A 25,864-nucleotide genomic window follows, 5' to 3' on the forward strand; every position below is an offset into this window, starting at 1 on the left:
TTCCCGCGTTGACCGGAGGTTCCCGCGTCGGCAGGGACGGTGCGGCCTACATCCACTCACTCGTCCGCAGCCACCCCATCATGTTGTCCATCCCCTGCTCGGAGACGCCCGGCGCGCAGCTCGGGGGTGGCGCCGAGCGGGTCGCGCGCCCGGGCCCGTACAGGTCGCGCCAGACCGAGCGGGCGCAGGCGAGCACGGCGGGCGCGAGGCGTTCCAGGTCGCGCTGGGCCGTCAGGCCCTTGCCGGACAGGGAGATCGCGGCGACGGCCCGGCCCGCGCCGCGCAGCGGGGCCGCGACGCAGACGACGTCGCGGTGGCTCTCCTCGTGGTCGAAGGCGACGCCCCGGTCGCGGGCCGCGGCGAGCGCGGACCGCAGCGCCGTCGGATGCGTGAGGGTGCGTGGTGTGCGGGGGCGCAGCCCGTACGCGAGGGCGGCCTCGACGGTGGCCGGGTCGCTGAACGCGAGAACGGCCTTGCCGGCGGCCGTGCAGTACGCGGGCATGCGGCCACCGACCCGCGAAGGCACCGACGTGTCGTGCAGGCCGCCGATCCGCTCCAGGCAGACCACTTCGGCGCCGTCGAGGACGTACAGGTGCACCAGGTGCCCGGTCGACTCGTGCAGCGCGTGCAGCCGGGGGAGCGCCGCCCGCCGCAGCCGGTTGTGGTGGGCGGCGAGCGCGCCGAGTTCGAGCATCCCCATGCCCATCCGGTAGTCGCGGCCCTCCCGGTCCAGCCAGCCGAGCCGCACCAGCTGGTCGAGGATGCGGTGGGCGGAGGACCGGGGAATCCCGGAGCGCCGGATCACCTCGGTGAGGGAGAGACGCGGCTGCGCGCCGTCGAAGGCGCCGAGCACCTTCGCGGCCTTCTCCAGGAGAGAGGGCGCGGTGCCCTCGACGATCCCGGTCTGCTCGGGCATGGCTGAACCCCCAGGACAACAGGGCGCATCCGCGACATTGCGGGCGCGTTGACGACCTCGCGCCGACCTTGCCACGCACCCTCGCCCGAGGGGAAGAGCCGGGAGCCATGTATTTCGGTTCGGCATACCTGTGCGTGCGCGTATCGCCGTCGTGCCGCGCTCCGGGGAACCCACCGTGGTTCCCGTCGAGGTGCCCGCTGTGGTTCCCGTCGTGGTTCCCGCTCAGCGGGAACCACCCGTTCTCGGCCCGCGGGAGGCGGGCGTACGGTCCAGCCACTCGAACCCGCACCCAGGAGAGGGCCCTCGCATGAGCGAATTCCCGGCCACCGCAGCCGCCGTACTCGAAGCGGTCCGCGCCCTCGCGCCGGCGCTGCGTGAACGCGCCGCCGAGGCGGAGGCGCTGCGCAAGGTGCCCGACACCTCGATCAAGGACCTGGAGCAGACCGGCTTCTTCCGGCTCCTCCAGCCCCGGGCCCACGGCGGATTCGCCGCCGACCCGGCCGTCTTCTACGCCGCCGTCCGCGAGATCGCCCGGGCCTGCGGCTCCACCGGCTGGGTCGCGTCCGTCGTCGGCGTGCACCCCTGGCACGTCGCGCTCTACGACCCGCGCGCCCAGGAAGAGGTGTGGGGCGCCGACCCGTCGACCCGGATCTGCTCCTCGTACGCGCCGACCGGCAAGGTCACCCCCGTCGACGGCGGCTTCCGCATCAGCGGCTCCTGGAGCTTCTCCTCCGGCTGCGACCACGCGGACTGGGCGCTGCTCGGCGGCCTCGTCCTGGACGCGGACGGCCGGCCCGTCGACATGCGGACGTTCCTCGTGCCGCGCGCCGAGTACCGCATCGACGACGTGTGGGACACCGTCGGCCTGCGCGGCACCGGCTCCAACAACGTCGTGTGCGAGGACGTGTTCGTGCCCGAGCACCGCGCCCTCAGCTTCGGCCCCGTCACGGCCCTGAACGTGCCGGGCCACGAGGTCAACCCGGAGCCGCTCTACCGCCTCCCGTACGCCGCCGTCTTCACCACCACCATCTCCACCCCCATCGTCGGCATCGCCGAGGGCGCCCTCGACGCGTACGTGGAGGCCACCCGCAAGCGCTTCCGTGTCTCCTACGGCCAGCAGGTCGCCGAGGACCCCTTCGCGCAGGTCCGCATCGCCCGTGCCGCCTCCGACATCGACGCCGCCGGTCTTCAACTCCAGCGCAACATCAGCGAGTTGTACGCATGTGCCGAACGCGGCGAGGAACTTCCGATGCCGCTGCGCGCCCGCGCCCGCCGCGACCAGGTCCTCGCCACCGAACGCGCCGTCGCCGCCGTCGACCTCCTCATGGAGAACTCGGGCGGCGGCGCCCTGCGCACCGGCCCCAACCCGGTCCAGCGCGCCTGGCGCGACGTCCACACCGGCCGCGGTCACGCCGCCAACGACCCCGAGCGCGCCCTCGTCCTCTCCGGCCAGAGCGCCCTCGGCCTCGACATCCAGGACACGATGCTGTGAATCCTCCCCCCAGCTGAGGCAAGGGGATTCCTGGCTCACGCTGCCTGCGGACCGGCGGTCCCACAGGTCTTCCACGATCAACACCAGCCGGGTTGAAACCAGCCCGGTTCGATGCGGCAAAGCTTGGAGGTGCATGTGCTGTCTTGGTTCTCGATCAGCACCGTGTACGCGCTTGGTTCTCGCAACGTACGTCGATCAGCTTATCCAGCGGTCCTTCGCCCTGAGAGCGAAACCTCGGCTCTTGGCCTGCTCGGCATGAGTCCGATTCCACCCCAGCCTGTGGGCCGGGACATCCTCGGAGGCATCCGGTGAACACCTTGACCCACGAAGCGACTTCGCGGACCGCCAAAACCGCGGGCCTCACGCTCCACTACCACGAGGCGGGCCCCGACGCCCCGGACGCCCCCGTCGTGATCATGCTGCACGGCGGCGGTCCCGGCGCCTCCGGCTGGTCCAACTTCGGCCGCAACCTGCCGGTCTTCGCCGGGCACTTCCGTACCCTCCTGATCGACCAGCCCTGCTACGGCGCCTCCGACAAGCCCGAGCCCACCAAGGACTTCTTCTCCTTCGCGGCCGACGCCGTGGCCGCCCTCATGGACGAACTCGCCATCAGCCGGGCGCACTTCGTGGGGAACTCCCTCGGCGGCGGCACCGCGACCCGGATGGCCCTCGACCACCCGGACAAGGTCGGCAAGCTCCTCCTGATGGGGCCGGGCGGCATCTCCGTCAACCTGTTCGCGCCCGACCCGACCGAGGGCATCAAGAAGCTCTTCGCGTTCAACGGCTCGGGCGAGCCGACCCGCGCCATGATGCGGGACTTCCTCACCACCCTCGCGTACGACGCCTCGATCGTCACCGACGCGTTCGTCGAGGAGCGCTACGCGCAGGCCACCGACCCCGAGGCCAAGCTCGGCAACGACCGCATGGCCGCGTCCTTCGCCAAGTGGCCCGCCGACACGATGCTGTGGCGCGAGGCCCACCGCATCACCGCGCCCACCCTCCTCACCTGGGGCCGCGAGGACCGCGTCAACCCGCTCGACGGCGCGCTGGTCGCCCTCAAGACCATCCCCGACGCGCGCCTGCACGTCTTCCCGCACTGCGGCCACTGGGCGCAGACCGAGCGGTTCGACGAGTTCAACCGCCTCGCCGTCGACTTCTTCCGCCACTAGCCACCAGCCACGCCGCTGGTCACCAGTCCCACCAGGCACGCCACCAGCCAAGCCACTGGTCCCCACCCACCAGTCTCCGAAAGGCCCGCAGCCATGGACATCCGCTCTCTGGGCTTCCTCCGCATCGAGACCGCGAAGCTCGCCGAGTGGCGCACCTACGTCATCGACATCCTCGGGATGACCGAGGGCGCCGACTCGACGGACACGGTCCTGCACGCCCGGATCGACGACCGCATCCGCCGCCTGTCCTTCGTGGCGGGCGAACACGACCGGCTCCTGTCCGCCGGCTTCGAGGTCGCGAACGCGCGAGCGCTCGCCGAAGCCGCCACCGAACTCGAAGCGGCCGGCGTCGCCGTCAAGCACGCCGACGACGCCACCCTCGCCGACCGCCGCGTCCAGGGCCTCATCCACTGCGAGGACCCGGCCGGCAACCCCCTGGAGATCTACTGGGGCCAGGCCCAGGACCACACCCCGCTCGCCGCGCCCTACGGCAACCGCTTCGTCACCGGCGACCACCTCGGCCTCGGCCACGTCGTCATGCCGGCCCCCGACATGGAAGCCGCCGTCGACTTCTACGAGAACCTTCTCGGCTTCCAGCTCCGCGACCGCATGAAGCTGCCGCCCGTCGCCGTGCCCACGGGGAAGCCGGGCCAGGACTTCTACTGGATGAACTTCCTCAGCCCGGGCGCCCGCCACCACAGCCTCGGCTTGTACCCGGGTGAACTCCCGCCCGGCATCGTGCACTTCATGGTCGAGCTGGAGCGTCTCGACGACGTCGGCTTCTGCCTGGACCGCATGAACGCGGCCGGCATCCCCATCGCCTCCACCCTCGGCCGGCACTCCAACGACCACATGGTGTCGTTCTACGCGCAGGCTCCCGGCGGCTTCCAGGTCGAGTACGGCTGGGACGGTCTTGTCGTCGACAAAGAGACCTGGGTGACGAAGGAGATCACCTCCGACAGTTTCTGGGGCCACCAGTGGAACGGCTGACCCCGGACGCGTTCCGTGACGTCCTGGGCCGCTTCGCGTCCGGCGTCACCGTCGTCGCCGCCCTCGACGAGGACAGCGGAGAGCCCGTCGGCCTCGCCTGCCAGTCCTTCGCGTCGCTCTCCCTCGAACCGCCGCTCGTGCTGCTGTGCGTCGCCAAGTCGTCGACGAGCTGGCCCAAGGTACGGCGCGCGGGCCGGTTCGGCGTCTCGATCCTCGCCGACGACCAGCGCGCCGTGTGCGCCTCCGTCGGCCGCAGCGGGCCCGACAAGTTCCGCGACGTGCAGTGGGAGCCGGCCGAAGGCGGCGTGGTCCGCGTGGCCGGCGCCCTCGCCACCGTCGACTGCGAGCTGTACGCCGTCCACGAGGCCGGCGACCACTGGATCGTCACCGCCCGCGTCCTCGCCCTGACCGCACGCGACGGCGGCGAACCCCTCCTCTACTTCCGCAGCGCCTACGCCACCGGGGAGTTCGCATGACCGACGCCGAACTCAGTTACGACGTGGTGGTGGTCGGGTCCGGCGCCGCCGGGTTCGCCGCCGCGATCACCGCCCGCCTGCGCGGCCTGACCGCCCTGATCGTCGAGAAGACCGACCGCTACGGCGGATCCACCGCCCTGTCCGGCGGCGCGATCTGGGTGCCGGGCAACTTCCACCTGGACGCGGCCGGCCTCGGCGACACGTACGAGAAGGCCCGCGCCTACCTGGACGCGACCGTCGGCGACCGCGTGCCCGCCCACCGCAAGGACGCCTATCTGCGGCACGGGCCGCGCATGGTGCGCGAGTTCCACGACCGCACCGCCGTCCGCTTCATGTACACGCCCGGCTACTCCGACTACTTCCCGGAAGCGCTCGGCGGCATGGCGCAGGGCCGCTCGGCCGAGCCGTGCGTCGTCGACCTCAAGGAACTCGGCCCGCTCGCCCGGGACCTGCGCCGGGCCGGGCTGCCCACGTACGGGCTGACCATGACGTCGTACGACTTCCGCTTCCTCAACATGGTCGCCCGCACCTGGGCCGGCAGGCGCAGGTCGCTGCGGGTGGGGGCGCGGGCCGTGGGCGCGGCACTGCGCGGGCGCAAGCTGCTCTCGCTCGGCGAGGCGCTCATCGCCAGGATGCGGCTCTCCCTGGAGCGCCTCGGCGGCGACCTGTGGCTTTCGGCGCCGCTGACCGGCCTCGTCGTGGAGGGCGAGCGCGTCACCGGCGTCCGTGTCCTGCGCGACGGGACCGAACAGGTCGTACGGGCCCGCGGCGGCGTCGTCCTCGCCTCCGGCGGCTTCTCCCACGACCAGGCCCTGCGCGACAAGTACCTGCCGCGGCCCACGTCGACCGCGTGGACCCACGCCTGTGAGGGCCAGGTCGGCGACGCCCTGCGCCTGGGCGAGGAACTGGGGGCCGCCACCGACCTCCTCGACAAGGTGTGGGGCGCCCCCTCCCTGTGCCCGCCGGGCGAGAAGCCCTTCTTCCTCGTCGCCGACCGGGGCATCCCCGGCATGGTGATCGTGAACGCGGCGGGGGAGCGGTACGCCAACGAGGCCGCGCCGTACCACGAGTTCGTGGACCGCATGTACGCCGCCGACCGCCCCGACGCGACGACCGTCCCGTCCTGGCTGATCCTCGACGCCCGCTCCAAGGCCCGCTACATCTTCGCGGGCCTCTTCCCCGGCCAGGCCTTCCCCAAGCGGTGGCGCGAGAGCGGCTTCCTGAAGCAGGCCGCCACCGTGGAGGAACTCGCCCGGATCATCGAAGCCCCTCAACTCCCGTCCGCGATAAGGAGGTTCAACGGCTTCGCCGCCACCGGAAAGGACGAGGACTTCGCACGCGGCGACAGCGTCTACGACCGCTACTACGGCGACCCGACCCTCCCGAACCCCAACCTCGCACCCCTCGACAAGGGCCCCTTCTACGCCGTCCCCGTCCACCCCGGCGACATCGGCACCAAGGGCGGCCTCGTCACGGACGGCGACGCCCGCGTCCTGCGCGAGGACGGCACCCCCATCGCCGGGCTCTACGCCTCCGGGAACTGCTCGGCGGCCGTCATGGGGGAGACGTACCCCGGGCCCGGCGCCACGATCGGGCCCGCCATGGCGTTCAGCTGGGCCGCCGTCAGCGACATCGCGGGAGCGTCCACTCAAGACGGGCCCTGACCCGCGCGTCGGGGACGTGACGGATCGCGTCCCGCGCCGTGTCGTGCGCGTACCCGCCCGGCGCCTGGCAGGCGAGGATCCGCGCGAGCGCCCCGACGGCCCGTGGATCGTGGCGCATCGCCAGACCACGGGCCGCCTCCGCCGCGGCGTCCGCGACCGGGTCATCGAGGAGCGCGGCCAGCGCGTCGCGCACCTCGGCCGTGTCCGCAGGCGCCGCGGAGAGCGCCGCCGCGGCCCAGTTGCGCACATCGCCGTCCGTGTCGCGGGTCAGCGCGACCAGCGCCGCGACGCCCTCTTCGTGACCGGCGGGCACCAGACCCGTCAGGGCGAGCGCGACCGCGCGCCGCACCCGCGGCTCCGGATGCCCGGCGTGGCGCAGGATTTCCGGCAGTGCGGCCGGGTCCCCGTGATGGCCGAGCGCGACGACGGCCGAGCGAAGGCCGGCGCTGTCGCGGGCCGTGCGGGCGAGGGTGCGCAGCACAGGAAGCGACCTGGCGGTGTACCGGCCCCGCGGCCCCAACTGCCCGAGCACGTCCGCCCCGAAGGCCCGCCGCGGCCCGTCACCGCTCGCGCACCACTCGGCCGCCGCCCGATACGTCTCCTCGTCACCGCGCGCCTGGAGCACCGAGACGGCCTCGGTCCAGTCGTCGTCGTCCGGGTCACCGCGGCGCAGCGCACGCTCGGCGAGCTCGTCGGCCGGCGTGACGGTACCGAGGTCCGCCTCCAAAAGCGTGGCGATCGCCGCGTGCCCCGTCTGCATGTCGTTGCCCGACCGCGGCCGCCCCTCCTCGTCCAGCAGCTCCACGACCACGGTCACCCCGCCGTCCTCCACGAACCGCTGCGTCACCGCCTCGCTCTGCGGCTGCTCAAGGCCCGCCCGCAGCACCGCCGCCACATCCACCCCGCACCAGGCCAGCGCCTCGTCGAGCGCCTCGACCCGCCCCTGCGCCCCGTGTTCGAGCAGCGCCCGCACACACCCCGTCGACCCGCGCCGCGCCGCCGCGACCAGCGGAAGCCCGCCACCGGGCCCCGGCAGCTGCGGATCCGCGCCGCCGTCGAGCAGCGCCCGCACCACCCCTTCGTGCCCGCGCTGGAGCGCCCACGCCATCGCCGTGAACCCGAACTCCTCGCGCAGATCGACCCGCGCGCCCGCCGCGAGGAGCGCCCGCACGACCTCCGTGTGCCCGCCGCACGCCGCCCCGCACAGCGGCAGATCCGTGCCACTGCTCAGCCGGTCCGGGTCCGCCCCGGCCGAAAGCAGCAGCCGTACGATGCCCGGCTCGTCGCTCACCGACGCCAGATAGAGCGCCGTACGGCCCTCGTCGTCCGGCTCGTCCGCCGCGGCACCCGCGCGCAGAGCCCGCACCACCGCGTCCTCGTCACCGCCGTACACCGCGTCGAACAGGCCACTCGCGCCCGCCTTGACCTCTTCGTCCATAAGTCGACCATCGCCCCTCACCCAGGGTGAAAGCAAAGCGTTTTGGGGCTATGTGTCGCAATCCAAGACGGTGTGGCACAGTGCGCAACGCGCCCGCACCCGGCCCCGCACCGGCACCCTGATCCGCTGATGACACGTCGGACACGGAAACGTCACCCGCAGCACGGACCCCTCCGTCGAGAACGCGTACGCACCGCCGGGCGCCATCCCGCCCATCCCGCCGTGCTGCGCCTCCCGGCGGTCCTTCGCGTACCGCCGCCGCCCCGCCCACCCGGCCGCCGTCAGCGGCGGCTGCTGCTCGTCGGCCCGCGCCAGCGCCAGCCCCTTCGTGTACGCGGTGTACGCCTGCGCGCTGGTGAACCACGTCTCCGGCGCCTCACCGAACGCCAGCGACCGCTTGGCCAGCACGTAACCGAACTCCTCCGGCGTCAGATAGCCGAGCTTCTGCGAGCTCGCCGCGTCCTCCCGGTACGCGTCGAGCAGCAGCCAGCCCGCCCCCAGATACGTGGTCGCCGTGTCCGTGAGGATCTCGTTGTCCCGCGTCCCCGGGAACGAGAGCCCGAGCCGGTGCAGATAGACGTGCATGACCTCATGGGAGAGAGCGGCCCCGATGTCACGCCGATGCGTACGGAACCGGTCGTTCAGCTCGATGAAGTACTCAGGCCCCGCCGCGAGCTCGACACTCGCCGCATGCGTCATCTCGCGGAAACTGACGATCATCCGCGCATCCGGCAGCCGGTAGTGCCCCACCAGCTCACGCGCCACCCGCTGCGCCCCCAGATACAGGTCGTCCTGATCGCAGAACGCCACGTCGACCGGGGCGACACTCGTCCCGAAGGCGTGCACCGTGTCGTACGAGAGCCGCTTGTACAGCGCCGTCACCGCCGCACGCACCGTCTCCAGATGCGGAAAGCCGTGCTCCACCGGTCCGCCGTTCGCCACGCCCGCACCCCCTGGGGCCGTCGGGCACCACCGCCCGGACACCGGAACTCCACTGTACGGCGGGATCCGGCAGGCCCACCGTGCGCGATTAGTCCAAGACCTTTCCCACCTTTGTCCATGGGCCCGCACGCCCCATCCGCAGCATCGTGATCAACGCGCCCCACCATGAGCGCAGCGAGGACCGTGCCCGCCGGCTCCCACGGAGAGCGGCCCGCACCCAGTCACGCGTAGAGAGGGGCCGGTTCCGTGATCCGGAACCGGCCCCGTACGTCTGCCCGGCGGCGCCTACGACAACGTCACACGCGGCTCGCCCGCCGCCTCCGTCTCCAGCACCCACACCTCGTTACGGCCCTCCCGCAGCACGGGACCCGGAACGTACAGCGAGTGCTGCGGCCCCACCGACCAGTAACGGCCCAGGTTGAAGCCGTTCACCCACACGAACCCCCGCGTCCAGCCCGGCAGTTCGAGCTCGGCGTCCCCCGCACCGCTCACCTCGAACGTGCCGCGGTAAAGGCCCGCCGCCCCGGGAGAGCCGTCCACCGCCGCGAGAGCGCGCACCGTGTCCGCGTCGTCGAACGCGTCCAGGCGCAGCGCCCGCGCCAGCACCCCGTGCAGATACTGCCGCTCGTGCAGCACCCCGCCCGTGATGCCCTTCGGCTCACCCGTACGCGGCCCGTAGTTGACCCGGCCCAGGGACTCCACCCACAGCTCGACGCGCGCGGGCCCCGCGACGGGCTCCGCGAGGACCGGCTCGTCCTCCGTGAGCACCCCGGCCCGCACCCCGTCGACGTACACCACCGCACGGTCGCGCAGCCCCGCGGCCCGCAGCGGATACGCCCTGCGCGGCCCCGGCACGTCCACGCTGTAGCGGACCAGACCCCGGTCCACGTCGAGGTCCTCGAAGGTCGGCGGCACCGCGTACTCGCCCTCCGCCGAACCGAGCCCCTCCAGAACCGCGTCCAGCGGCACGTACGACGTCAGCTCCGCCGTCACCGCTTCGGTCAGCGCCGCCGGCTGCTCGGGGACGTCCGGCAGCGGCCCGTCCGCGTACGCGGCGAACACCTCACGAAAACGCCAGAACTTCTCCGTCGGCCGCCCGTGCTCGTCGACCGGCGCGTCATAGTCGTACGACGTCACATCGGGCAGAAGCCGCCCCTCGTGCAACGACCCCGCACGGTTCGCCCCCGCCCAGCCCCCGAAACTCGTCCCGCCGTGCGCCATGTACAGATTGACCGACGCCCCGCACTCCAGGATCTCCCGCAGAGCCGCCGCCGCGTCCTCGGCGTCCCGCACGACGTGATCCGCGCCCCAGTGGTCGAACCAGCCGCACCAGAACTCCATGCACATCAGCGGACCCTTGGGCCGGTGCCGGCGCAGCGTCTCGAAACCACGCCGCGCGTTCGACCCGAAGTTCGCCGTCGCGAGGACACCCGGCACCGACCCGCCCGTCAGCATGTGATCGTCCGGACCGTCCGACGTGAACAGCGGCACCGTCACCCCGAGCCCACGCAGACCGTCCGCGATCTGCGCCAGATACACCTGGTCCGAGCCGTACGAGCCGTACTCGTTCTCCACCTGAACCATGATCACCGGGCCGCCCCGGTCGAACTGCCGCTCCACGACCTGAGGGAGCAGCGCCGCGAACCAGCGGTCCACCGCCGCCAGGAACTCCCCGTCCCTGGTCCGCACCCGCGAGCCCAGCGGACCCGTCACCCAGTGCGGCAGCCCACCGTTCTCCCACTCGGCACAGATGTACGGCCCCGGACGCACGATCGCCCACAGCCCCGCATCGCGCACCGCGTCCAGAAACCGGCCCAGCGCCCCCACATCGCGCAGCTCCCCGGGCCGCGGCTCGTGCAGATTCCACGGGACGTACGTCTCCACACAGTTCAGGCCCATCGCCCGCAGCATCGCGAGACGGTGCCCCCACTGCTCCTCGTGCACCCGGAAGTAGTGCAGCGCCCCCGACAGGAGCCGCACCGGCCGCCCGTCGACCTCGAAGTCGTCCTCGCCCACTCTGAACCCGGCCATCATGTCCCTCTCGCTCACGTACTGCCCGCCACGATCACCTCTGGCGGGCGGCAGGGTCCATGGACAAAGATCAGCCCTGTTTGGACGTAACCGCGCACCACCGGCACCACACCCGCCCAGGAAGGGACACAAGCGGATGTACCACACCTGGATGCGGTATTTCACCCCCAGCCCCGCCCACCACCGCCTCGGCCTCGTCTGCCTCGGCGTCGGACTCCAGTACGGCGCCCTGCCCACCGTCGGCCCCCGCACCCTCGACCACCACGTCGCCGTCGTCATCACCGCCGGACGCGGCTGGTACCAGGCCCCCGACGGCCGCCGCACCACCATCACCGCACCCGCCCTCATCTGGGTCACCCCAGGCATCCCCCACCACTACGGGCCCGACCCCGACACCGGCTGGGACGAATGCTTCGTCGACTTCACCGGCCCCGCCACCACCACCTACACCGAACTCGGCTACATAGAGCCCGAACGCCCCGTCGTCCCCCTCTCCGACGCCGCCCACGCCCGCACCGCCGTCGGCCGCATCGCCCGCGCCGCCCGCCGCGGCAACCCCCTCCTCGAAGTCGAGACCGCCGCCGCCGTCCACGAACTCCTCGTCGCCCTGCGCCGCGCCCACGCCGACATGGCCCCCGACGGCGACCCCGTCCTCCAGTCCCTCGCCCGCGATGCCTTCCAGCCCCTGTCCGTCGCCGAACACGCCGCCCGCCACGGCATGACCCCCGCCGAACTGCGCACCGCCGTCCGCCGCGGCGCCGGTTGCAGCCCCAAGGACTACCTCCTCGGCATCCGCCTCGGCCGCGCCAAGGAACTCCTCGCCGCCACCGAGCTCCCCGTAGCCTCCGTCGCCCGCCGCGTCGGCTACGACGACCCCGCCTACTTCTCCCGCCTCTTCACCCGCCGCGTCGGCACCGCACCCGTCCGCTTCCGCGAACAACAAGGCCGCACCGTCCCCGGCGGCTGGTCGCACACCGTCCCCGACCCCGACGACCCCCCGATGCTGCGCTCCCCGGGCCCCACGGTCGAACGCCCCCACGCCACGTAGGGTTTCCTCCCATGACCAACAGCAACGCCCCCGACGCCACCCACAACGCCGCGCCCGAGGCCCGCGACGCCGTGGACCCCGCCGTACGCGCCGAACTCGGCCGCCTGCGCGACAGCATCGACAACATCGACGCCGCCGTCGTCCACATGCTCGCCGAGCGCTTCAAATGCACCCAGCAGGTCGGCCACCTCAAGGCCGAACACGCCCTGCCCCCGGCCGACTCCGCCCGCGAGGCCCGCCAGATCGAGCGCCTGCGCCAACTCGCGGAGAACGCCAAGCTCGACCCCGCCTTCGCCGAGAAGTTCCTCAACTTCATCATTTCCGAGGTCATCCGCCACCACGAGCAGATCGCGGCCAATTCAAGCCCCTCCCGCGACTGAGGGGCGGGGTCCGGGGGAGGAGCCTCGACGCCTCTGCGCCTGCTGAGCCGCACTGTTCCGACGACAGAGGCGTACGGCACGATGACCCAATGCCCGTACTGACGCGCGACGAAGCGCAGACCCGAGCCCAGCTCCTCGACGTCCAGCGGTACACGGTCGACCTCGATCTCACCCGCGGAGCCGACACCTTCGACTCCACCACCGTCATCGGCTTCACCACCCGCACGGCCGGAGACACCTTCGTCGAGGTCAGGCCCGCCGCACTGCGATCCGTCACCCTCGACGGACAGCCCCTGGACCCCGCCGCACTCGACGGCAACCGCCTCCCGCTCACCGGCCTCACCCCCGGCACCCACGAACTGCGCGTCGACGCCGCCATGGCCTACTCGCACACCGGCGAAGGCATGCACCGCTTCACCGACCCCACCGACGGCGAGACCTACGCGTACACACAGCTGTTCATGGAAGACGTCCAGCGCGTCTTCGCCGCCTTCGACCAGCCGGACCTCAAAGCCGTCTTCGACCTCACCGTCACCGCCCCCGACGGCTGGAGCGTCCTCGCCAACGGCATCACCGAACACCTCGGCGACGGGAAATGGCGGGCGGCCACCACCCCCCTCCTGTCGACCTACCTCGTCGCCGTCGCCGCCGGCCCCTGGCACTCCATCCGCACCGAACACGCCGGGCTGCCCTTCGGCATCCACTGCCGCCGCTCCCTGGCCCCCCACCTCGACGCCGACGCCGAGGAAATCCTCGACATCACCCGCGCCTGCTACGACCGCTACCACGAGAAGTTCGAGGAGCCCTACCCCTTCGACTCCTACGACCAGGCGTTCGTCCCCGAATTCAACGCCGGCGCCATGGAGAACCCCGGACTCGTCACCTTCCGCGACGAGTTCGTCCACCGCTCCGCCGTCACCGACACCGAACGCCAGACCCGCGCCATGGTCATCGCCCACGAAATGGCCCACATGTGGTTCGGCGACCTCGTCACCCTCCAATGGTGGGACGACATCTGGCTCAACGAGTCCTTCGCCGAATACATGGGCTACCAGACCCTCACCGAAGCCACCCGCTTCACGGACACCTGGGTCGACTTCGGAGTGGCCCGCAAAGCCTGGGGATACGACGCCGACCAGCGCCCCTCCACCCACCCCGTCGCCCCCGACGCCGACGCCGTCCCCGACACCGCGTCCGCCCTGCTCAACTTCGACGGCATCTCCTACGCCAAGGGCGCCTCCGCGCTACGGCAGTTGGTCGCCTGGCTCGGCGAGAAGGACTTCCTCGCCGGCATCAACACCCACTTCCGGCGCCACAAGTTCGCCAACGCCACCCTCGCCGACTTCATCGCCTCCCTCGCCCACCACACCGACCGCGACGTCCACGCCTGGGCCGACACCTGGCTGCGCACCACCGGCGTCGACACCCTCACCGCCACCGTCACCGAACACCCCGGACAGAGCGAACTCACCCTCACCCGCGACGGCAGCCGCCCCCACCACATCACCGTCGGCGTCTACGACCGCGACCTCATCGACGGCGCCACCCTCGTCCGCCGCGAACTGACCGACATCGACATCCCCGCGGACGGCGAACACAGCCTCCCCGGCCCCCGCCCCGCCCTGGTCGTCCCCAACGACCAGGACCTCACCTACGCCAAGATCCGCCTCGACCCCCACTCCGAGGAAACCGCCCTGCGCGGCCTCTCCCGTGTCCCCGACCCCCTCACCCGCGCCGTCCTGTGGAACTGCCTGCGCGACATGGTCCGCGACGGCGAACTCCCGCCCCTCACCTACCTCGAAGCCGCCCGCGCCCACCTCCCCGCCGAACGCGAACTCGCCAACGTCCAGGGCGTCCTCGCCTTCGCCCGCACCCAGGTCGCCGACCGCTACAGCACACCCACCGAACGCCCCGACGCCCTCACCCTCATCGCCGACCTGTGCGCCGACCTCATCCGCCGCACCGAGGACGGCAGCAACCCCGGACTGCGCCTCACCGCCGTACGCACCCTCATCGACAGCGCCTCACACGCCGACACCATCCGCGACTGGTACGACAACGGCAGCGTCCCCGGCGGCCCCGAACTCGACCCCGAACTGCGCTGGCGCATCCTCGGCCGCCTCTGTGTACTCGGCGCCGTCGACGACGCCGTCATCGACGCCGAACTCACCCAGGACCCCAGCGCCACCGGCCAGGAAGGCGCCGCCCGCTGCCGCGCCGCCCTGCCCGACCCCGACGCCAAACGCGCCGCCTGGGACGCCATGTTCACCACCGACCAGCTCTCCAACTACCTGTTCACCGCCACCGCCCAGGGCTTCTGGCAGCCCGAACAGAGCGACCTCCTGCGCCCCTACGTCGCCCGCTACTACCCCGACGCCGTCGCCGTCGCCCACCGCCGCGGCCCCGCCATCGCCGAAGCCGCCGGACGCTGGGCCTTCCCCTCCTACGCCATCGACACCCACACCCTCACCCTCGGCGAAACCTGCCTCGAGGACGACGACCCCATCCCCGCCCTGCGCCGCAAGATCGCCGACCAACTCGACGACCTCGCCCGCGCCCTGAAGATCAGGACAGCCACCACCACGTACTGACGCGCCGCGCAAAGTGCGGGGCCCGGCATACCGGACCCCGCACCGCCGACCGCACCGCACCACCAACGACCCCGTATCACCGTCCCCCCCCGTACCACCAACCGCCCCGCCGCCACCCAATCCCCGTACGGCAGTACCACTTTCGGGTTCCGATCGTTGTGATCACCGGGCACGCCACCGCCACCGAAGACAGGCTGGAGGCACCACCCGCACACCCGAAGGACACACGCCATGAGCAGCTCGCCGCCCCTCGCCGGAGGGCCCCAAGGCCCCCAAGCCCTGCGGCCGTTGCTCGACATCGTCCTCGACGCCCTCCACGACGGAGCCACCGCCCGAGGCGGCCCCCTCCCCGCCGGCGGCCCCCACACCGTCACCACCCGGCTGCACGACCTCGCCGGCGACCTCCTGCCCCACCACGGCACCGGCCCCGACGCCGCGCTGCGCACCCTCGTACAGGCCCTCGCCGAAGGTGCCGCCGACCCCGCCGACCCCCTGTGCGCAGCCCACCTCCACTGCCCACCCCTGGCCGTCGCCACCGCCGCCGACCTCGCCGCGTCAGCCCTCAACCCCTCCATGGACTCCTGGGACCAGGCCCCCGCGGCCTCAGCCCTCGAAACCCTCGTCACCGACGCACTCGCCCACGAGGTCTACGGCGACCCAGGCCACCCCGGTCAGTCGGGTCACCCCGGTCAGTCCAGCAGCCCTCAGGCGCTCGTCACCACCGGCGGCACCGAAGCCAACCAACTCGCCGTCCTCCTCGCCCGCGAGACCGCCGCCGCCCAAGGCCCCCTCCAGCTCATCACCGGCGCCAACGCCCACCACTCCCTGCCCCGCGCCGCCTGGCTCCTCGGCCTCCCGGACCCCGTCACCGTGCCCGCCCCCACCGGCACCCTCGACCCCGCGGCACTCGACGAAGCCCTCACCGACCTGCCGGGCCCCAAACTCGTCGCAGCCACCGCCGGCACCACCGACGCAGGCCTCATCGACCCCCTCCCCGAGATCGCCGACGTCTGCGAAGCCCACGGCGCCCGCCTCCACATCGACGCCGCCTACGGCGCCGGACTCCTCTTCAGCCCCACCCGCCGCACCCAGCTCACCGGCCTCGACCGCGCCGCCACCGTCACCCTCGACCTGCACAAACTCGGCTGGCAACCCGTCGCCGCCGGCCTCCTCGCCGTACGCAACCCCACAGACCTCACCCCCCTCACCCACCACGCCGACTACCTCAACGCCGACGACGACACCGAAGCCGGTCTGCCCGACCTCCTCGGCCGCTCCCTGCGTACCACCCGACGCCCCGACATCCTCAAAATCGCCGTCACCCTCAAAGCTCTCGGCCGCGCCGGACTCGGCACCCTCGTCGACCAAGTCTGCGACCACGCACAGGAGTTCGCCGCCACCCTCCACACCCACCCCGGCTTCGACCTCTACGACACCCCCGCCCTCAGCACCGTCCTCTTCCGCCCCCGCGGCGCATCCGACGAGACCATCGCCCACATCCGCCGCACCCTCCTCACCCAAGGCCGCGCCGTACTCGGCCGCGCCCGCATGGACGGCCGGCTCTGGCTCAAAGCCACCCTGCTCAACCCGCACACCCAGCCGGGCGACCTGGCCCAGCTACTGAAACTGGTGGAAGGAAACACCGCCCGATGAGCACCGAGCCCGCCACCCCCAGGCCCCCGCACCCCGAAGCACCCCGCGACCTCGTCGGCATCGGCATCGGCCCCTTCAACCTCTCCCTGGCCGCCCTCGCCCACCCCCTCACCGAACTCGACACCGCCTTCTACGAACAACGCCCCGAATTCCACTGGCACCCCGGCCTCCTCATCGACGGCGCCACCCTCCAGGTCCCCTTCCTCGCCGACCTCGTCACCCTCGCCGACCCCGCCAGCCACTGGTCCTTCCTCAGCTACCTCAAGACCCGCGACCGCCTGTACCCCTTCTACTTCGCCGAGCGCTTCCACATCCAGCGCGCCGAATACGACGCCTACTGCCGCTGGGTCAGCGAAAACCTCCCCGGACTCCACTTCGGCCACCAGGTCGACGCCGTCCGCTGGAACCCCGAACGCCGCCTCTTCGAAGTCGACTTCACCCAACTCGACACCGAAGGCGAAGCCGAAGCACTCGGCCGCACCTACACCAGGAACGTCGCACTAGGCGTCGGCACCGCCCCCTACATCCCCGAACCGCTGCGCCCCCTCGCCGAAGCCCCCACCGTCCCCGTCATCCACTCCGCCGACTACCTCACCCACCGCACCGAACTCCTCGCCGCCGACCACGTCACCGTCATCGGATCAGGCCAGTCCGGCGCCGAGATCTTCCTCGACCTCCTCAAAAGCCGCCCCACCGGCCGCGAGAAACTCCACTGGCTCGCCCGCAGCGAAGCCTTCGCCCCCATGGAGTACTCCAAGCTCGGCCTCGAACACTTCACCCCCGACTACACCCGCTACTTCCACCACCTGCCCGAAGACGTACGCGACGGACTCGTCCCCGCCCAATGGCAGCTCCACAAAGGCATCGACGCCGACACCATCGCCGCCATCCACGACGAGCTCTACCAGCGCACCCTCCACGGCGGCTGGCCCGACGCCACCCTCACCCCCGGCGTCTCCGTCCGTACCGCCGGCCGCGTCGCCACCACCAAAGTCGAACTCCACCTCGAACACCGCCGGCAGAACACCCGCTCCCGCCTCACCACCGACGCCGTCGTCCTCGCCACCGGCTACCGCGAACGCCCCCTCGACCAGATCCTCACCGGCCTGGACCCCTACCTCCGCCGCGACAACAGCCAACGCCCCCGCATCGACGAACAGTTCCGCCTGGTCCTCGACCCCACCGTCACCGGCACCGGCAGCAACATCTACGTACAGAACGCCGAACGCCACACCCACGGAGTGGGCGCCCCCGACCTCGGCCTCGCCGCCTGGCGCAGCGCCACCATCCTCAACACCCTGACGAACAAAGACCCCTACCCCCTCCCGCAGCGCACCGCCTTCACCACCTTCGGCCTCACCCCCAACGAAAACCGCGCCCCCCGGACCCAGTCCGGAGAACGCGGCAACACCCATCTGATCGAACTCAAGAACTAGAACACCGGCGTACCGTCCCGCGTCAGCCGCCAGTCCACCGAAGCGAACTCCGCCGGGTTCAGCGTGCCCTTCGCCGTCACCCACTCCGCGATCCGCGTCCGGATCTCCGTCGACTCCGACCACAGCTCCTGCGCCGACGCCACATGCGGGAACGCCCCACCACCGTTCGCCCGGTAGTTGTTCACCGCGAACACGAACTGAGCCGCATCGTCGAGATCGGCACCCTCGAACTTCACATTCCTGATCCGCGACCCCGCCGCCTGCGCGATGTCGATGTCGTACGTCAACCCCGACACATAGTCGTAGTTGTAGTCAGGCCGGTTGTCCGCGTTGGTCAGCTTGTCCACGTCCACGACCGCGCCCGCCGCCGTCTGCACGAAATACTCCGCCGAGAACTCCAGATACGCCCGCACCTGCGCACCCGTCAGCAACTTCGCCACCAGCGTGTTGTCGTACACATACAGACCCGACAGATCCCGGATCGTCACATCACCCGCCGGGATCTGCGACGTACGCGAGAACGGCGAAGCCTGCGACAACACCGGAAGCGACCCGTACTGCGTCGACTTCAGGGCCTCCGTCACCACATCGGCCTGCACCTTGTTGATCAGATCGATGATCGGCGCATCCTTGTAACGCGCATCCACCGTCGTCAGCGTCGACGTCGCCTGACCCACAACCTGGTTCACATACTTCACGACCAGCGCATGCTCGTCCTCAAGCAGCTTCGTGATCTTCGGATCGTCCGCCACCGCATTCGAGTTCAGCAGCTTCGACGACACCGACGCCACCGTCCAGCAGCCCTTCTCCCACTCCAACTCGAAGTCGAACAACGCCAACCGCTCCGCGTAGCACAGCGGCTCCGACAGAACGACCGACTTCCCGGTCTTCTCGTTCGTCACCAACTGCTGCTCGATCTCCACATGCGCATGCCCGACGAGAATCGCGTCGATCCCCGGCACCGTCCTCGCCACATTCGCCGCCGCGTTCTCCACGTACGGCAACTGATCACCCCACGACGACGTGCCCGAAGCACCCGTGTGCGCCGACACGATCACCACGTCCGCACCCATCGAACGCAACTTCGGCACCCACAGCGCGGCCTGCTCCTCGATCCCCGGGAACTTCAACACGCCCTGCACATACGCCTTGTCCCAGATCGCGATCCCCGGATTCGTCAGCCCCAGGATCGCCACCTTCACGTCCTTGCCGTGCGGCGTACGCAACCTCTTGATGACGTACGGCCTGAACGCCGGCTTCTCCGTCTTCGCATCCACAGCGTTGGCACCCAGCAACGGGAACTTCAACTGCGACTCGAACTTACGCAGCGTGTCGATGCCGTAATTGAACTCGTGATTGCCGAGCGCCGCCGCGTCATAACCGATCGCGTTCATCGCCTGCGCCATCGGATGCACCGGTCCGTCCGCCGCGGTGATCGGATCCACCCGCGCGTAGTAATACGTCAGCGGCGTCCCCTGGATCGTGTCACCCGCGTCGATCAGAAGCGTGTTGCCCCGGCCCTTCTCCTCACGCACCCGCTTCACCAGCGTCGAGATCCGCGACAGCCCCTGCGCGTTACCCGCCGCGTCCGAGTACGCGGCATCCTTGTAGTAGTCCCAGTTGAAGACATGACCATGCAGGTCCGTCGTCCCCATGACGCTGAACGAGTACCGCTTGCGCCCCTTCGGCCGACCCCCGCGCGCCTGCGCCACCGGCGCCGACACCGCCCCGGTCAACGCCACGGCCGCACCCGTAGCAGCGGACTTGCCCAGAAACTTCCGGCGATTCAACGGCATCTCAGATCCCCTCCGGCACCACTCATCGACAGTTGCAACGCGCGTAGATTCTGGCGCCTCAACCCAACACGCAACAGACCCAAGAGGTTTCAATCCGATGACTGTCCAATGCGCCCCTGCCACAGTGACCCCATGACCCCCGACGAAACGACCCCCGGCACACAGCCCACCACCCCCACCCCGTACGGCACCCCCCAAGCCCCCCGCATCGCCGTCCGCGGCGAAGCCCGCATCGAGACCGACCCCGACCTCGCCCGCATCGGCATCACCGTCAGCGCCCGCGGCACCGACCGCCGCGAAGCCCTCACCGACCTCACCCGCCGCAACACCGCCACCCTCGACCTCATCAAAAGCTACGGACAAGCCATCGAAAAACTCGAAACCGGCGCCTTCTCCATCACCCCCGAACTCACCCGCCACGGCCGCACCGAACGCATCCGCGCTTACCACGGCCGCGTCCTCATCACCGCCGAACTCACCGACTTCACCGCACTCGGCGAACTCACCACCCGCCTCGCCGACCAAGAACTCACCCGCATCGACGGCCCCTGGTGGTCCCTGCGCCCCGACTCGCCCGTCCACGCCACCGCCCGCCGACAAGCAGTCCACGAAGCCGTCCAGCGCGCCCGCGAATACGCCGAAGCCCTCGACACCCACCTCGCCGCCCTCATCGAACTCGCCGACACCGGAGCCGAAGACCCCGACCGCTACGGACCCGTCCCCGGCGCACCCCACATGCGCATGGCCGCCTACTCCGGCGCCCCCGACGACACCCCCGCACCCCTCGACCTCGAACCCCAACGACAGACCGTCTACGCGAACGTCAACGCCCGATTCACCATGCACCCGCCCCAGCTGTAAAAACCCCACCCCCCGGACCCCACTCCACCGAACACCGAAAAGCATGCTCATCGGAGCAGCCCCATGCACAATTCAACACTTGTCAATAGCCCTTCACCTAAAGGTGGTTGGGTAGTCACACACAACCAATTCCCTACCCGTCGGTAAGCCCTAGGCTCGAACCATGCGCCGAGCAAAGATCGTCTGCACCCTGGGCCCCGCCACCGACTCGTACGAGCAGATCAAGGCACTCGTCGAAGCCGGAATGGACGTAGCCCGCTTCAACCTCAGCCACGGCACCTACGCCGAACACGAGGAGCGCTACCACCACGTCCGAAAGGCCTCCGACGAAACCGGCCGCAGCGTCGGAATCCTCGCCGACCTTCAAGGCCCGAAGATCAGACTCGGACGCTTCCGCGAAGGCCCCGTACTCCTTGAACGCGGCGACGAATTCACCATCACCGTCGAACCCGACATCCAAGGCGACCGCCAGACCTGCGGAACCACCTACGACGGCCTCGCCACCGACGTCACCACCGGCGAACGCATCCTCGTCGACGACGGCAAAGTCACCCTCGAAGTCACCGGCGTCGACGGCCCCCGCGTCCACACCACCGTCATCGAAGGCGGCATGGTCTCCGACCACAAAGGCCTCAACCTCCCCGGCGTGGCCGTCTCCGTCCCCGCACTCAGCGACAAGGACCAGGAAGACCTCCGCTGGGCCCTGCGCACCGGCGCCGACGTCATCGCCCTCTCCTTCGTCCGCAGCGGCCACGACATCGAAGACGTCCACCGCATCATGGACGAAGAAGGCCGACGCCTCCCCGTCATCGCCAAAGTCGAAAAACCCCAGGCCGTCGACAACATCGACGACATCGTCGCCGCCTTCGACGGAATCATGGTCGCCCGCGGAGACCTCGGCGTCGAAATGCCCCTCGAACAAGTCCCCATCGTCCAAAAGCGCGCCATCAAACTCGCCAGGCGCAACGCCAAGCCCGTCATCGTCGCCACCCAGATGCTCGACTCGATGATCGACAACTCCCGCCCCACAAGGGCAGAAGCGAGCGACGTCGCCAACGCCGTCATCGACGGCACCGACGCCGTCATGCTCTCCGGCGAGACCAGCGTCGGCAAATACCCCGTCGAAACCGTCCGCACCATGGGCCGCATCGTCGAAGCCGCAGAGGAAGACATCCTCGACAAGGGCCTCCCGCCCCTCACCGAACTCAGCAAACCCCGCACCCAAGGCGGAGCCGTCGCCCGCGCCGCAGCCGAAATGGGCGACTTCCTCGGCGCGAAGTTCCTGGTGGCCTTCACCCAATCCGGCGACACCGTCCGCCGCCTCTCCCGCTACCGCTCACCCATCCCCCTCCTCGCCTTCACCCCGGCCCCGGCCACCCGCTCCCAGCTCAACCTCACCTGGGGAGTGGAGACCTTCCTCGGCCCGCACGTCGACTCCACCGACGCGATGGTCGACCAGGTCGACGAACTCCTCCTCCAGTACGGCCGCTGCCAGAAGGGCGACATCGTCGTCATCACGGCCGGCTCCCCGCCCGGAGTCTCCGGCTCCACCAACCTGGTCCGCGTCCACCACATCGGCGAGGACGACAGCCCGAAGTAGGGGCTGGGCTGGTCAGTATTTGGGGCCTACGTGGGTGTCCATGAGGGCGACGGAGGCTTTGCGGGCGATGGAGATGTTGAACGGGTCACTGCCGCGCGCGAGAGTGGTCCATTCGACGCCGACGAGGTCGAGGGCATTGGTGAACAGGCTCCGGATGTCGTCGGACTTGTTAGCGAAGAAGTACCGGGGGTACTCGTAGCGCTTTCGCTCACCGCCGACGAGACGGGTGGTCCAGTTGGTGATCCGGCATCCGTCGGAGTGGATGAGACCGCGAATGAACTCCCAGGGGCGGGCGTCGACGATTGCTTGTTGCCAAGGGGCGAGAGCTATCTTGCGGTCGTGCTTCTTGCCGGGGCCGTGCTGGGGGAAGAGACATATGAGGTGTTTCGAGTAGACCTTCACGTTGTGGCATCCGATGCGCTGTACCCGGCAGATCCGGTTGTCGGGGAAGACTGCACGCATGGCTGCTTCAGTCTCGTCCGCGACGCCGGGCCAGGCGTCCGCACAGGTGATCATGAGGTTGGGTACTCGGTGGCCGGAGTAGTGGCTCACGTGGCCATCTCCCAAGTATTGGCCAAGTAGATACGAGTAAGCGGCTTCGTCGAGCGCTCGGCCGTCGCACCGCGGGCACGATGGATCGTGAGAGCCGGGACACTCTCCCCGTTTGGAGCGGTCCATATGAAGCCAATACGAGACCGTGCCGAGCGGCACTCCCAAAGAGCGTGCCACGTCTGCGTTCCTGGCGCCGCCTCGCAGCAGAGTCAGCGCCTTCTGTCGCACTTCAGTTCCGTGAAAGTTCATACGGCTACTCTGCGTATTGAAGGACTCCCGTGAGTAGCAAAAAGCGGACATTCACGAGAATGTGAACATCCGCTTCTCTCGATGTGCCGGGTGCGGGATTCGAACCCGCAAGCCCTCTCAGGCAGAGGTGTTTGAGACCTCCGTGTATACCGTTCCACCAACCCGGCTCGGCACTGCCGGGAAGCATACCGGGTCACCGCAGCCGGTCGCAGCTAGGTAGGCTGCTAGGCAGCAGCACCCCCTGTCTGGAACAAGGAGCGCCCCCGTGACCGCCCCCGAGTCGCCCCAGCCCGTAGACGCGCCCGACGACGACAAGTCGCACGTCCCGCCGCTGACGACCCGTGTCGTCATCGCCGAGGACGAGGCTCTGATCCGCCTCGACCTCAAAGAGATGCTCGAGGAAGAGGGCTACTCCGTCGTCGGTGAGGCCGGTGACGGTGAGCAGGCGGTCGAGCTGGCTCGTGAGCACAAGCCTGATCTGGTGATTCTCGATGTGAAGATGCCGAAGATGGATGGCATCTCTGCGGCGGAGAAGATCGCGGAGGAGTCGATCGCTCCGGTGCTGATGCTGACGGCGTTCTCGCAGCGTGATCTGGTGGAGCGGGCGCGTGATGCGGGTGCGATGGCGTATCTGGTGAAGCCGTTCAGTAAGAGTGATGTCGTTCCGGCCATTGAGATGGCGGTGTCGCGGTTCCAGGAGCTGCGGACGCTGGAGAACGAGGTCGCGGATCTTACGCAGCGGCTGGAGACGCGGAAGCTGGTGGATCGGGCGAAGTCGGTGTTGCAGACGGAGTATGGCCTGTCGGAGCCGGCGGCGTTCCGTTGGATTCAGAAGACGTCGATGGATCGTCGGCTTTCGATGCAGCAGGTTGCTGAGGCGGTTATTGCGGACGCTGAGGAGAAGAAGGCTTCGAAGGGCTGATTTGCCGGAGTTCTCCGCCACGCATTGCATATGGCTGAGGCCCGTGCCCCTGGAGGGGGGTACGGGCCTCAGCCATGTGTGCGTTGGGGCTCAGTCTTCGCCGAGGTATGCCTTGCGGACGGATTCGTCGTGGAGGAGGTCTCGTCCGGTTCCGGAGAGGACGACGGTGCCGACTTCCATGACGTGGCCGTGGTCCGCGAGGGAGAGTGCGGCCTGGGCGTTCTGTTCGACGAGCAGGATGGTCGTGCCTTGGGACTTGAGTTCGGCGATGGTCGCCATGATCTTCTGCATCATGATCGGGGAGAGGCCCATGGAGGGTTCGTCGAGCATGAGCAGTTTGGGTCGTGACATGAGGGCGCGGCCCATGGCGAGCATTTGTTGTTCGCCGCCCGAGAGGGTTCCGGCGGCTTGCTTTCGGCGTTCGCCGAGGATGGGGAAGAGGTCGTAGGCGCGCTGGATGTCTTGTTCGATGCCTGCTTTGTCGGAGCGGAGGAATGCTCCGAGCTGGAGGTTTTCGGTGATGGTGAGGCGGGGGAAGATGCGTCGGCCTTCGGGGGAGTGGGCGAGGCCCATGGCGACGATCTTGTGTGCGGGGATGCCGGTGAGGGGTTTCCCGTCGAAGGTGATGGTGCCGCTGAGGGGCTTGAGGAGCCCGGACAGGGTGCGCAGGGTGGTCGTCTTGCCGGCGCCGTTGGTGCCGATGAGGGTGACGACTTCGCCTTGTTGGACGGTGAAGGAGATTCCCTTGACGGCTTCGATCTTGCCGTAGGCGACCTTGAGGTTTTCTACTTCGAGGAGTGCGCTCACTGGTCGTCTCCTTCCGTGGCGTGTGCTTCCGCGGCTTCGACGGCTGCTGCGGCGGTGTCTTCGGGGGCGCCTTCGAAGGGTTCGCCGAGGTAGGCGGCGATGACGCGTTCGTCGCCCTGGACGACTTCGCTGGTGCCTTCGACGAGTTTTTCGCCTTGGACGAGGCAGGCGACGCGGTCGCTGAGGTTGAAGATGAAGCGCATGTCGTGCTCGATGACGAGGACGGCGATGCCGCGGTCGCGGATGGCGAAGACGAGGTCTTCGGTGGCGCGGGTCTCCTGCGGGTTCATGCCGGCGGTGGGCTCGTCGAGGAGGAGCAGGCCGGGCTCGCTGGCCATGGCGCGGGCGATTTCGAGCTTGCGCTGTTCGCCGTAGGGGAGGTTGCGGGAGAGGTGGTCGGCTTTGTGGGCGAGGCCGATGAACTCCAGCAGTTCCATGGCGCGTTCGCGGGAGGCTGCTTCTGCCTTGCGGAAGCCGGGGCCGCGGAGGATGGCGGACCAGAGGCCTTCCTTGGTGCGGGTGTGGCGGCCGACGAGGACGTTTTCCAGGACGGTCATGTTGGCGAAGAGCCGGATGTTCTGGAAGGTGCGGGCGATGCCGGCGTTGGTGACCAGGTGTGGCTTGGGGGGCAGCACGGTGCCTTTGTAGGCGACTTTGCCCTCGGTGGGGACGTAGAGGCCGGTGAGGCAGTTGAAGAAGGTGGTCTTGCCCGCGCCGTTGGGGCCGATGAGGCCGACGATCTCTCCGGCGTTGACGGTGAGGTCGACGTTGCGTACGGCGGTGAGGCCGCCGAAGCGCATGGTGACGCCGGTGGCTTCGAGGACGGGGCTGGGGGCTGTGGTGGTGGTCAT

At 69.8% G+C, this 25,864-nt stretch carries 21 protein-coding genes and 1 tRNA gene; 13 read left to right on the plus strand and 9 right to left on the minus strand.

Annotated elements, in window-relative coordinates; translation table 11 throughout:
- Positions 1 to 46: 46 nt before the first annotated feature.
- Positions 47 to 916, minus strand: a complete 870-nt coding sequence (locus tag ACIPWY_RS26495; RefSeq protein ID WP_362905550.1) for an IclR family transcriptional regulator — start codon at positions 914 to 916, stop codon at positions 47 to 49.
- 307 nt (positions 917 to 1,223) lie between these two features.
- Here ACIPWY_RS26495 and hsaA point away from each other — a divergent pair, with 307 nt between their 5' ends.
- From hsaA to ACIPWY_RS26520, 5 genes are all read left to right on the plus strand, one after another.
- Positions 1,224 to 2,408, plus strand: a complete 1,185-nt coding sequence (gene hsaA / locus ACIPWY_RS26500; RefSeq protein ID WP_393705574.1) for a 3-hydroxy-9,10-secoandrosta-1,3,5(10)-triene-9,17-dione monooxygenase oxygenase subunit — start codon at positions 1,224 to 1,226, stop codon at positions 2,406 to 2,408.
- 308 nt (positions 2,409 to 2,716) lie between these two features.
- The gene (gene hsaD / locus ACIPWY_RS26505; protein WP_362905553.1) at positions 2,717 to 3,577 is read left to right on the plus strand and encodes a 4,5:9,10-diseco-3-hydroxy-5,9,17-trioxoandrosta-1(10),2-diene-4-oate hydrolase; all 861 of its coding nucleotides are present in this window, start codon (positions 2,717 to 2,719) and stop codon (positions 3,575 to 3,577) included.
- A gap of 93 nt (positions 3,578 to 3,670) precedes the next feature.
- Positions 3,671 to 4,567, plus strand: a complete 897-nt coding sequence (locus tag ACIPWY_RS26510) for a VOC family protein (RefSeq protein WP_362905555.1) — start codon at positions 3,671 to 3,673, stop codon at positions 4,565 to 4,567.
- A complete protein-coding gene (locus ACIPWY_RS26515) occupies positions 4,555 to 5,043 on the plus strand; it encodes a flavin reductase family protein (RefSeq protein WP_401535335.1) in 489 nt (162 codons plus the stop codon). The genes ACIPWY_RS26510 and ACIPWY_RS26515 overlap by 13 nt, the downstream gene beginning before the upstream one ends.
- Positions 5,040 to 6,707 (plus strand): FAD-dependent oxidoreductase, encoded by a 1,668-nt coding sequence (locus ACIPWY_RS26520; RefSeq protein ID WP_362905559.1) that lies wholly within the window; start codon positions 5,040 to 5,042, stop codon positions 6,705 to 6,707. The genes ACIPWY_RS26515 and ACIPWY_RS26520 overlap by 4 nt, the downstream gene beginning before the upstream one ends.
- On the opposite strand, the gene ACIPWY_RS26525 is transcribed toward ACIPWY_RS26520, so the two are convergent.
- The 3 genes from ACIPWY_RS26525 to ACIPWY_RS26535 all read right to left on the minus strand — a co-directional run bounded on the left by ACIPWY_RS26525 (position 6,667) and on the right by ACIPWY_RS26535 (position 11,118).
- Positions 6,667 to 8,145, minus strand: coding sequence for an ankyrin repeat domain-containing protein (locus tag ACIPWY_RS26525; RefSeq protein WP_401535338.1), 1,479 nt, complete (start codon positions 8,143 to 8,145; stop codon positions 6,667 to 6,669). The genes ACIPWY_RS26520 and ACIPWY_RS26525 overlap by 41 nt on opposite strands.
- Positions 8,146 to 8,193: 48 nt before the next feature.
- Positions 8,194 to 9,087 (minus strand): hypothetical protein, encoded by an 894-nt coding sequence (locus tag ACIPWY_RS26530; RefSeq protein WP_362905565.1) that lies wholly within the window; start codon positions 9,085 to 9,087, stop codon positions 8,194 to 8,196.
- Positions 9,088 to 9,372: 285 nt separating this feature from the next.
- Complete coding sequence (locus tag ACIPWY_RS26535) at positions 9,373 to 11,118, minus strand: beta-galactosidase (RefSeq protein WP_401535511.1); 1,746 nt, start codon at positions 11,116 to 11,118, stop codon at positions 9,373 to 9,375.
- Between the two features lie 136 nt (positions 11,119 to 11,254).
- Here ACIPWY_RS26535 and ACIPWY_RS26540 point away from each other — a divergent pair, with 136 nt between their 5' ends.
- From ACIPWY_RS26540 to ACIPWY_RS26560, 5 genes are all read left to right on the plus strand, one after another.
- Positions 11,255 to 12,166 carry an AraC family transcriptional regulator gene (locus tag ACIPWY_RS26540; RefSeq protein WP_362905567.1) on the plus strand — a complete coding sequence of 304 codons (912 nt, stop codon included), beginning with the start codon at positions 11,255 to 11,257 and terminating at the stop codon, positions 12,164 to 12,166.
- An 11-nt stretch (positions 12,167 to 12,177) separates the two neighbouring features.
- Positions 12,178 to 12,546, plus strand: coding sequence for a chorismate mutase (locus ACIPWY_RS26545; RefSeq protein WP_362905569.1), 369 nt, complete (start codon positions 12,178 to 12,180; stop codon positions 12,544 to 12,546).
- An 89-nt stretch (positions 12,547 to 12,635) separates the two neighbouring features.
- Entirely contained in the window at positions 12,636 to 15,137 is a 2,502-nt protein-coding gene (gene pepN / locus ACIPWY_RS26550) for an aminopeptidase N (RefSeq protein WP_401535343.1), read from the plus strand.
- 231 nt (positions 15,138 to 15,368) lie between these two features.
- Positions 15,369 to 16,790, plus strand: a complete 1,422-nt coding sequence (locus tag ACIPWY_RS26555) for a pyridoxal phosphate-dependent decarboxylase family protein (RefSeq protein WP_393705578.1) — start codon at positions 15,369 to 15,371, stop codon at positions 16,788 to 16,790.
- On the plus strand, positions 16,787 to 18,226 hold the full coding sequence (locus tag ACIPWY_RS26560) for a lysine N(6)-hydroxylase/L-ornithine N(5)-oxygenase family protein (RefSeq protein ID WP_393705579.1): 1,440 nt from the start codon (positions 16,787 to 16,789) through the stop codon (positions 18,224 to 18,226). Before ACIPWY_RS26555 ends, ACIPWY_RS26560 begins: the two co-directional genes overlap by 4 nt.
- On the opposite strand, the gene ACIPWY_RS26565 is transcribed toward ACIPWY_RS26560, so the two are convergent.
- Positions 18,223 to 20,022, minus strand: coding sequence for a bifunctional metallophosphatase/5'-nucleotidase (locus tag ACIPWY_RS26565; protein ID WP_393705580.1), 1,800 nt, complete (start codon positions 20,020 to 20,022; stop codon positions 18,223 to 18,225). The genes ACIPWY_RS26560 and ACIPWY_RS26565 overlap by 4 nt on opposite strands.
- A 132-nt stretch (positions 20,023 to 20,154) precedes the next feature.
- On the opposite strand from ACIPWY_RS26565, the gene ACIPWY_RS26570 reads away from it, so the two are divergent.
- Positions 20,155 to 20,883, plus strand: a complete 729-nt coding sequence (locus tag ACIPWY_RS26570) for an SIMPL domain-containing protein (RefSeq protein ID WP_389546451.1) — start codon at positions 20,155 to 20,157, stop codon at positions 20,881 to 20,883.
- Between the two features lie 163 nt (positions 20,884 to 21,046).
- Positions 21,047 to 22,483 (plus strand): pyruvate kinase, encoded by a 1,437-nt coding sequence (gene pyk / locus ACIPWY_RS26575; protein ID WP_393705581.1) that lies wholly within the window; start codon positions 21,047 to 21,049, stop codon positions 22,481 to 22,483.
- A 12-nt stretch (positions 22,484 to 22,495) separates the two neighbouring features.
- Here the strand turns inward: pyk and ACIPWY_RS26580 are convergent, their stop codons facing one another.
- Both ACIPWY_RS26580 and ACIPWY_RS26585 read right to left on the minus strand, forming a co-directional pair.
- A complete protein-coding gene (locus ACIPWY_RS26580) occupies positions 22,496 to 23,284 on the minus strand; it encodes a helix-turn-helix domain-containing protein (RefSeq protein ID WP_393705582.1) in 789 nt (262 codons plus the stop codon).
- 84 nt (positions 23,285 to 23,368) lie between these two features.
- A tRNA-Leu gene (locus ACIPWY_RS26585) sits at positions 23,369 to 23,451 on the minus strand.
- A 98-nt stretch (positions 23,452 to 23,549) separates the two neighbouring features.
- On the opposite strand from ACIPWY_RS26585, the gene ACIPWY_RS26590 reads away from it, so the two are divergent.
- Complete coding sequence (locus tag ACIPWY_RS26590; RefSeq protein ID WP_362905585.1) at positions 23,550 to 24,206, plus strand: response regulator; 657 nt, start codon at positions 23,550 to 23,552, stop codon at positions 24,204 to 24,206.
- 90 nt (positions 24,207 to 24,296) lie between these two features.
- Here ACIPWY_RS26590 and ACIPWY_RS26595 read toward each other — a convergent pair whose 3' ends face one another.
- Positions 24,297 to 25,013, minus strand: a complete 717-nt coding sequence (locus tag ACIPWY_RS26595; RefSeq protein ID WP_362905587.1) for an ABC transporter ATP-binding protein — start codon at positions 25,011 to 25,013, stop codon at positions 24,297 to 24,299.
- The gene (locus ACIPWY_RS26600) at positions 25,010 to 25,864 is read right to left on the minus strand and encodes an ABC transporter ATP-binding protein (RefSeq protein WP_362905589.1); all 855 of its coding nucleotides are present in this window, start codon (positions 25,862 to 25,864) and stop codon (positions 25,010 to 25,012) included. Before ACIPWY_RS26600 ends, ACIPWY_RS26595 begins: the two co-directional genes overlap by 4 nt.

The sequence above is a fragment of the Streptomyces sp. NPDC090032 genome (assembly GCF_044748025.1).
GTDB lineage: Bacteria > Actinomycetota > Actinomycetes > Streptomycetales > Streptomycetaceae > Streptomyces.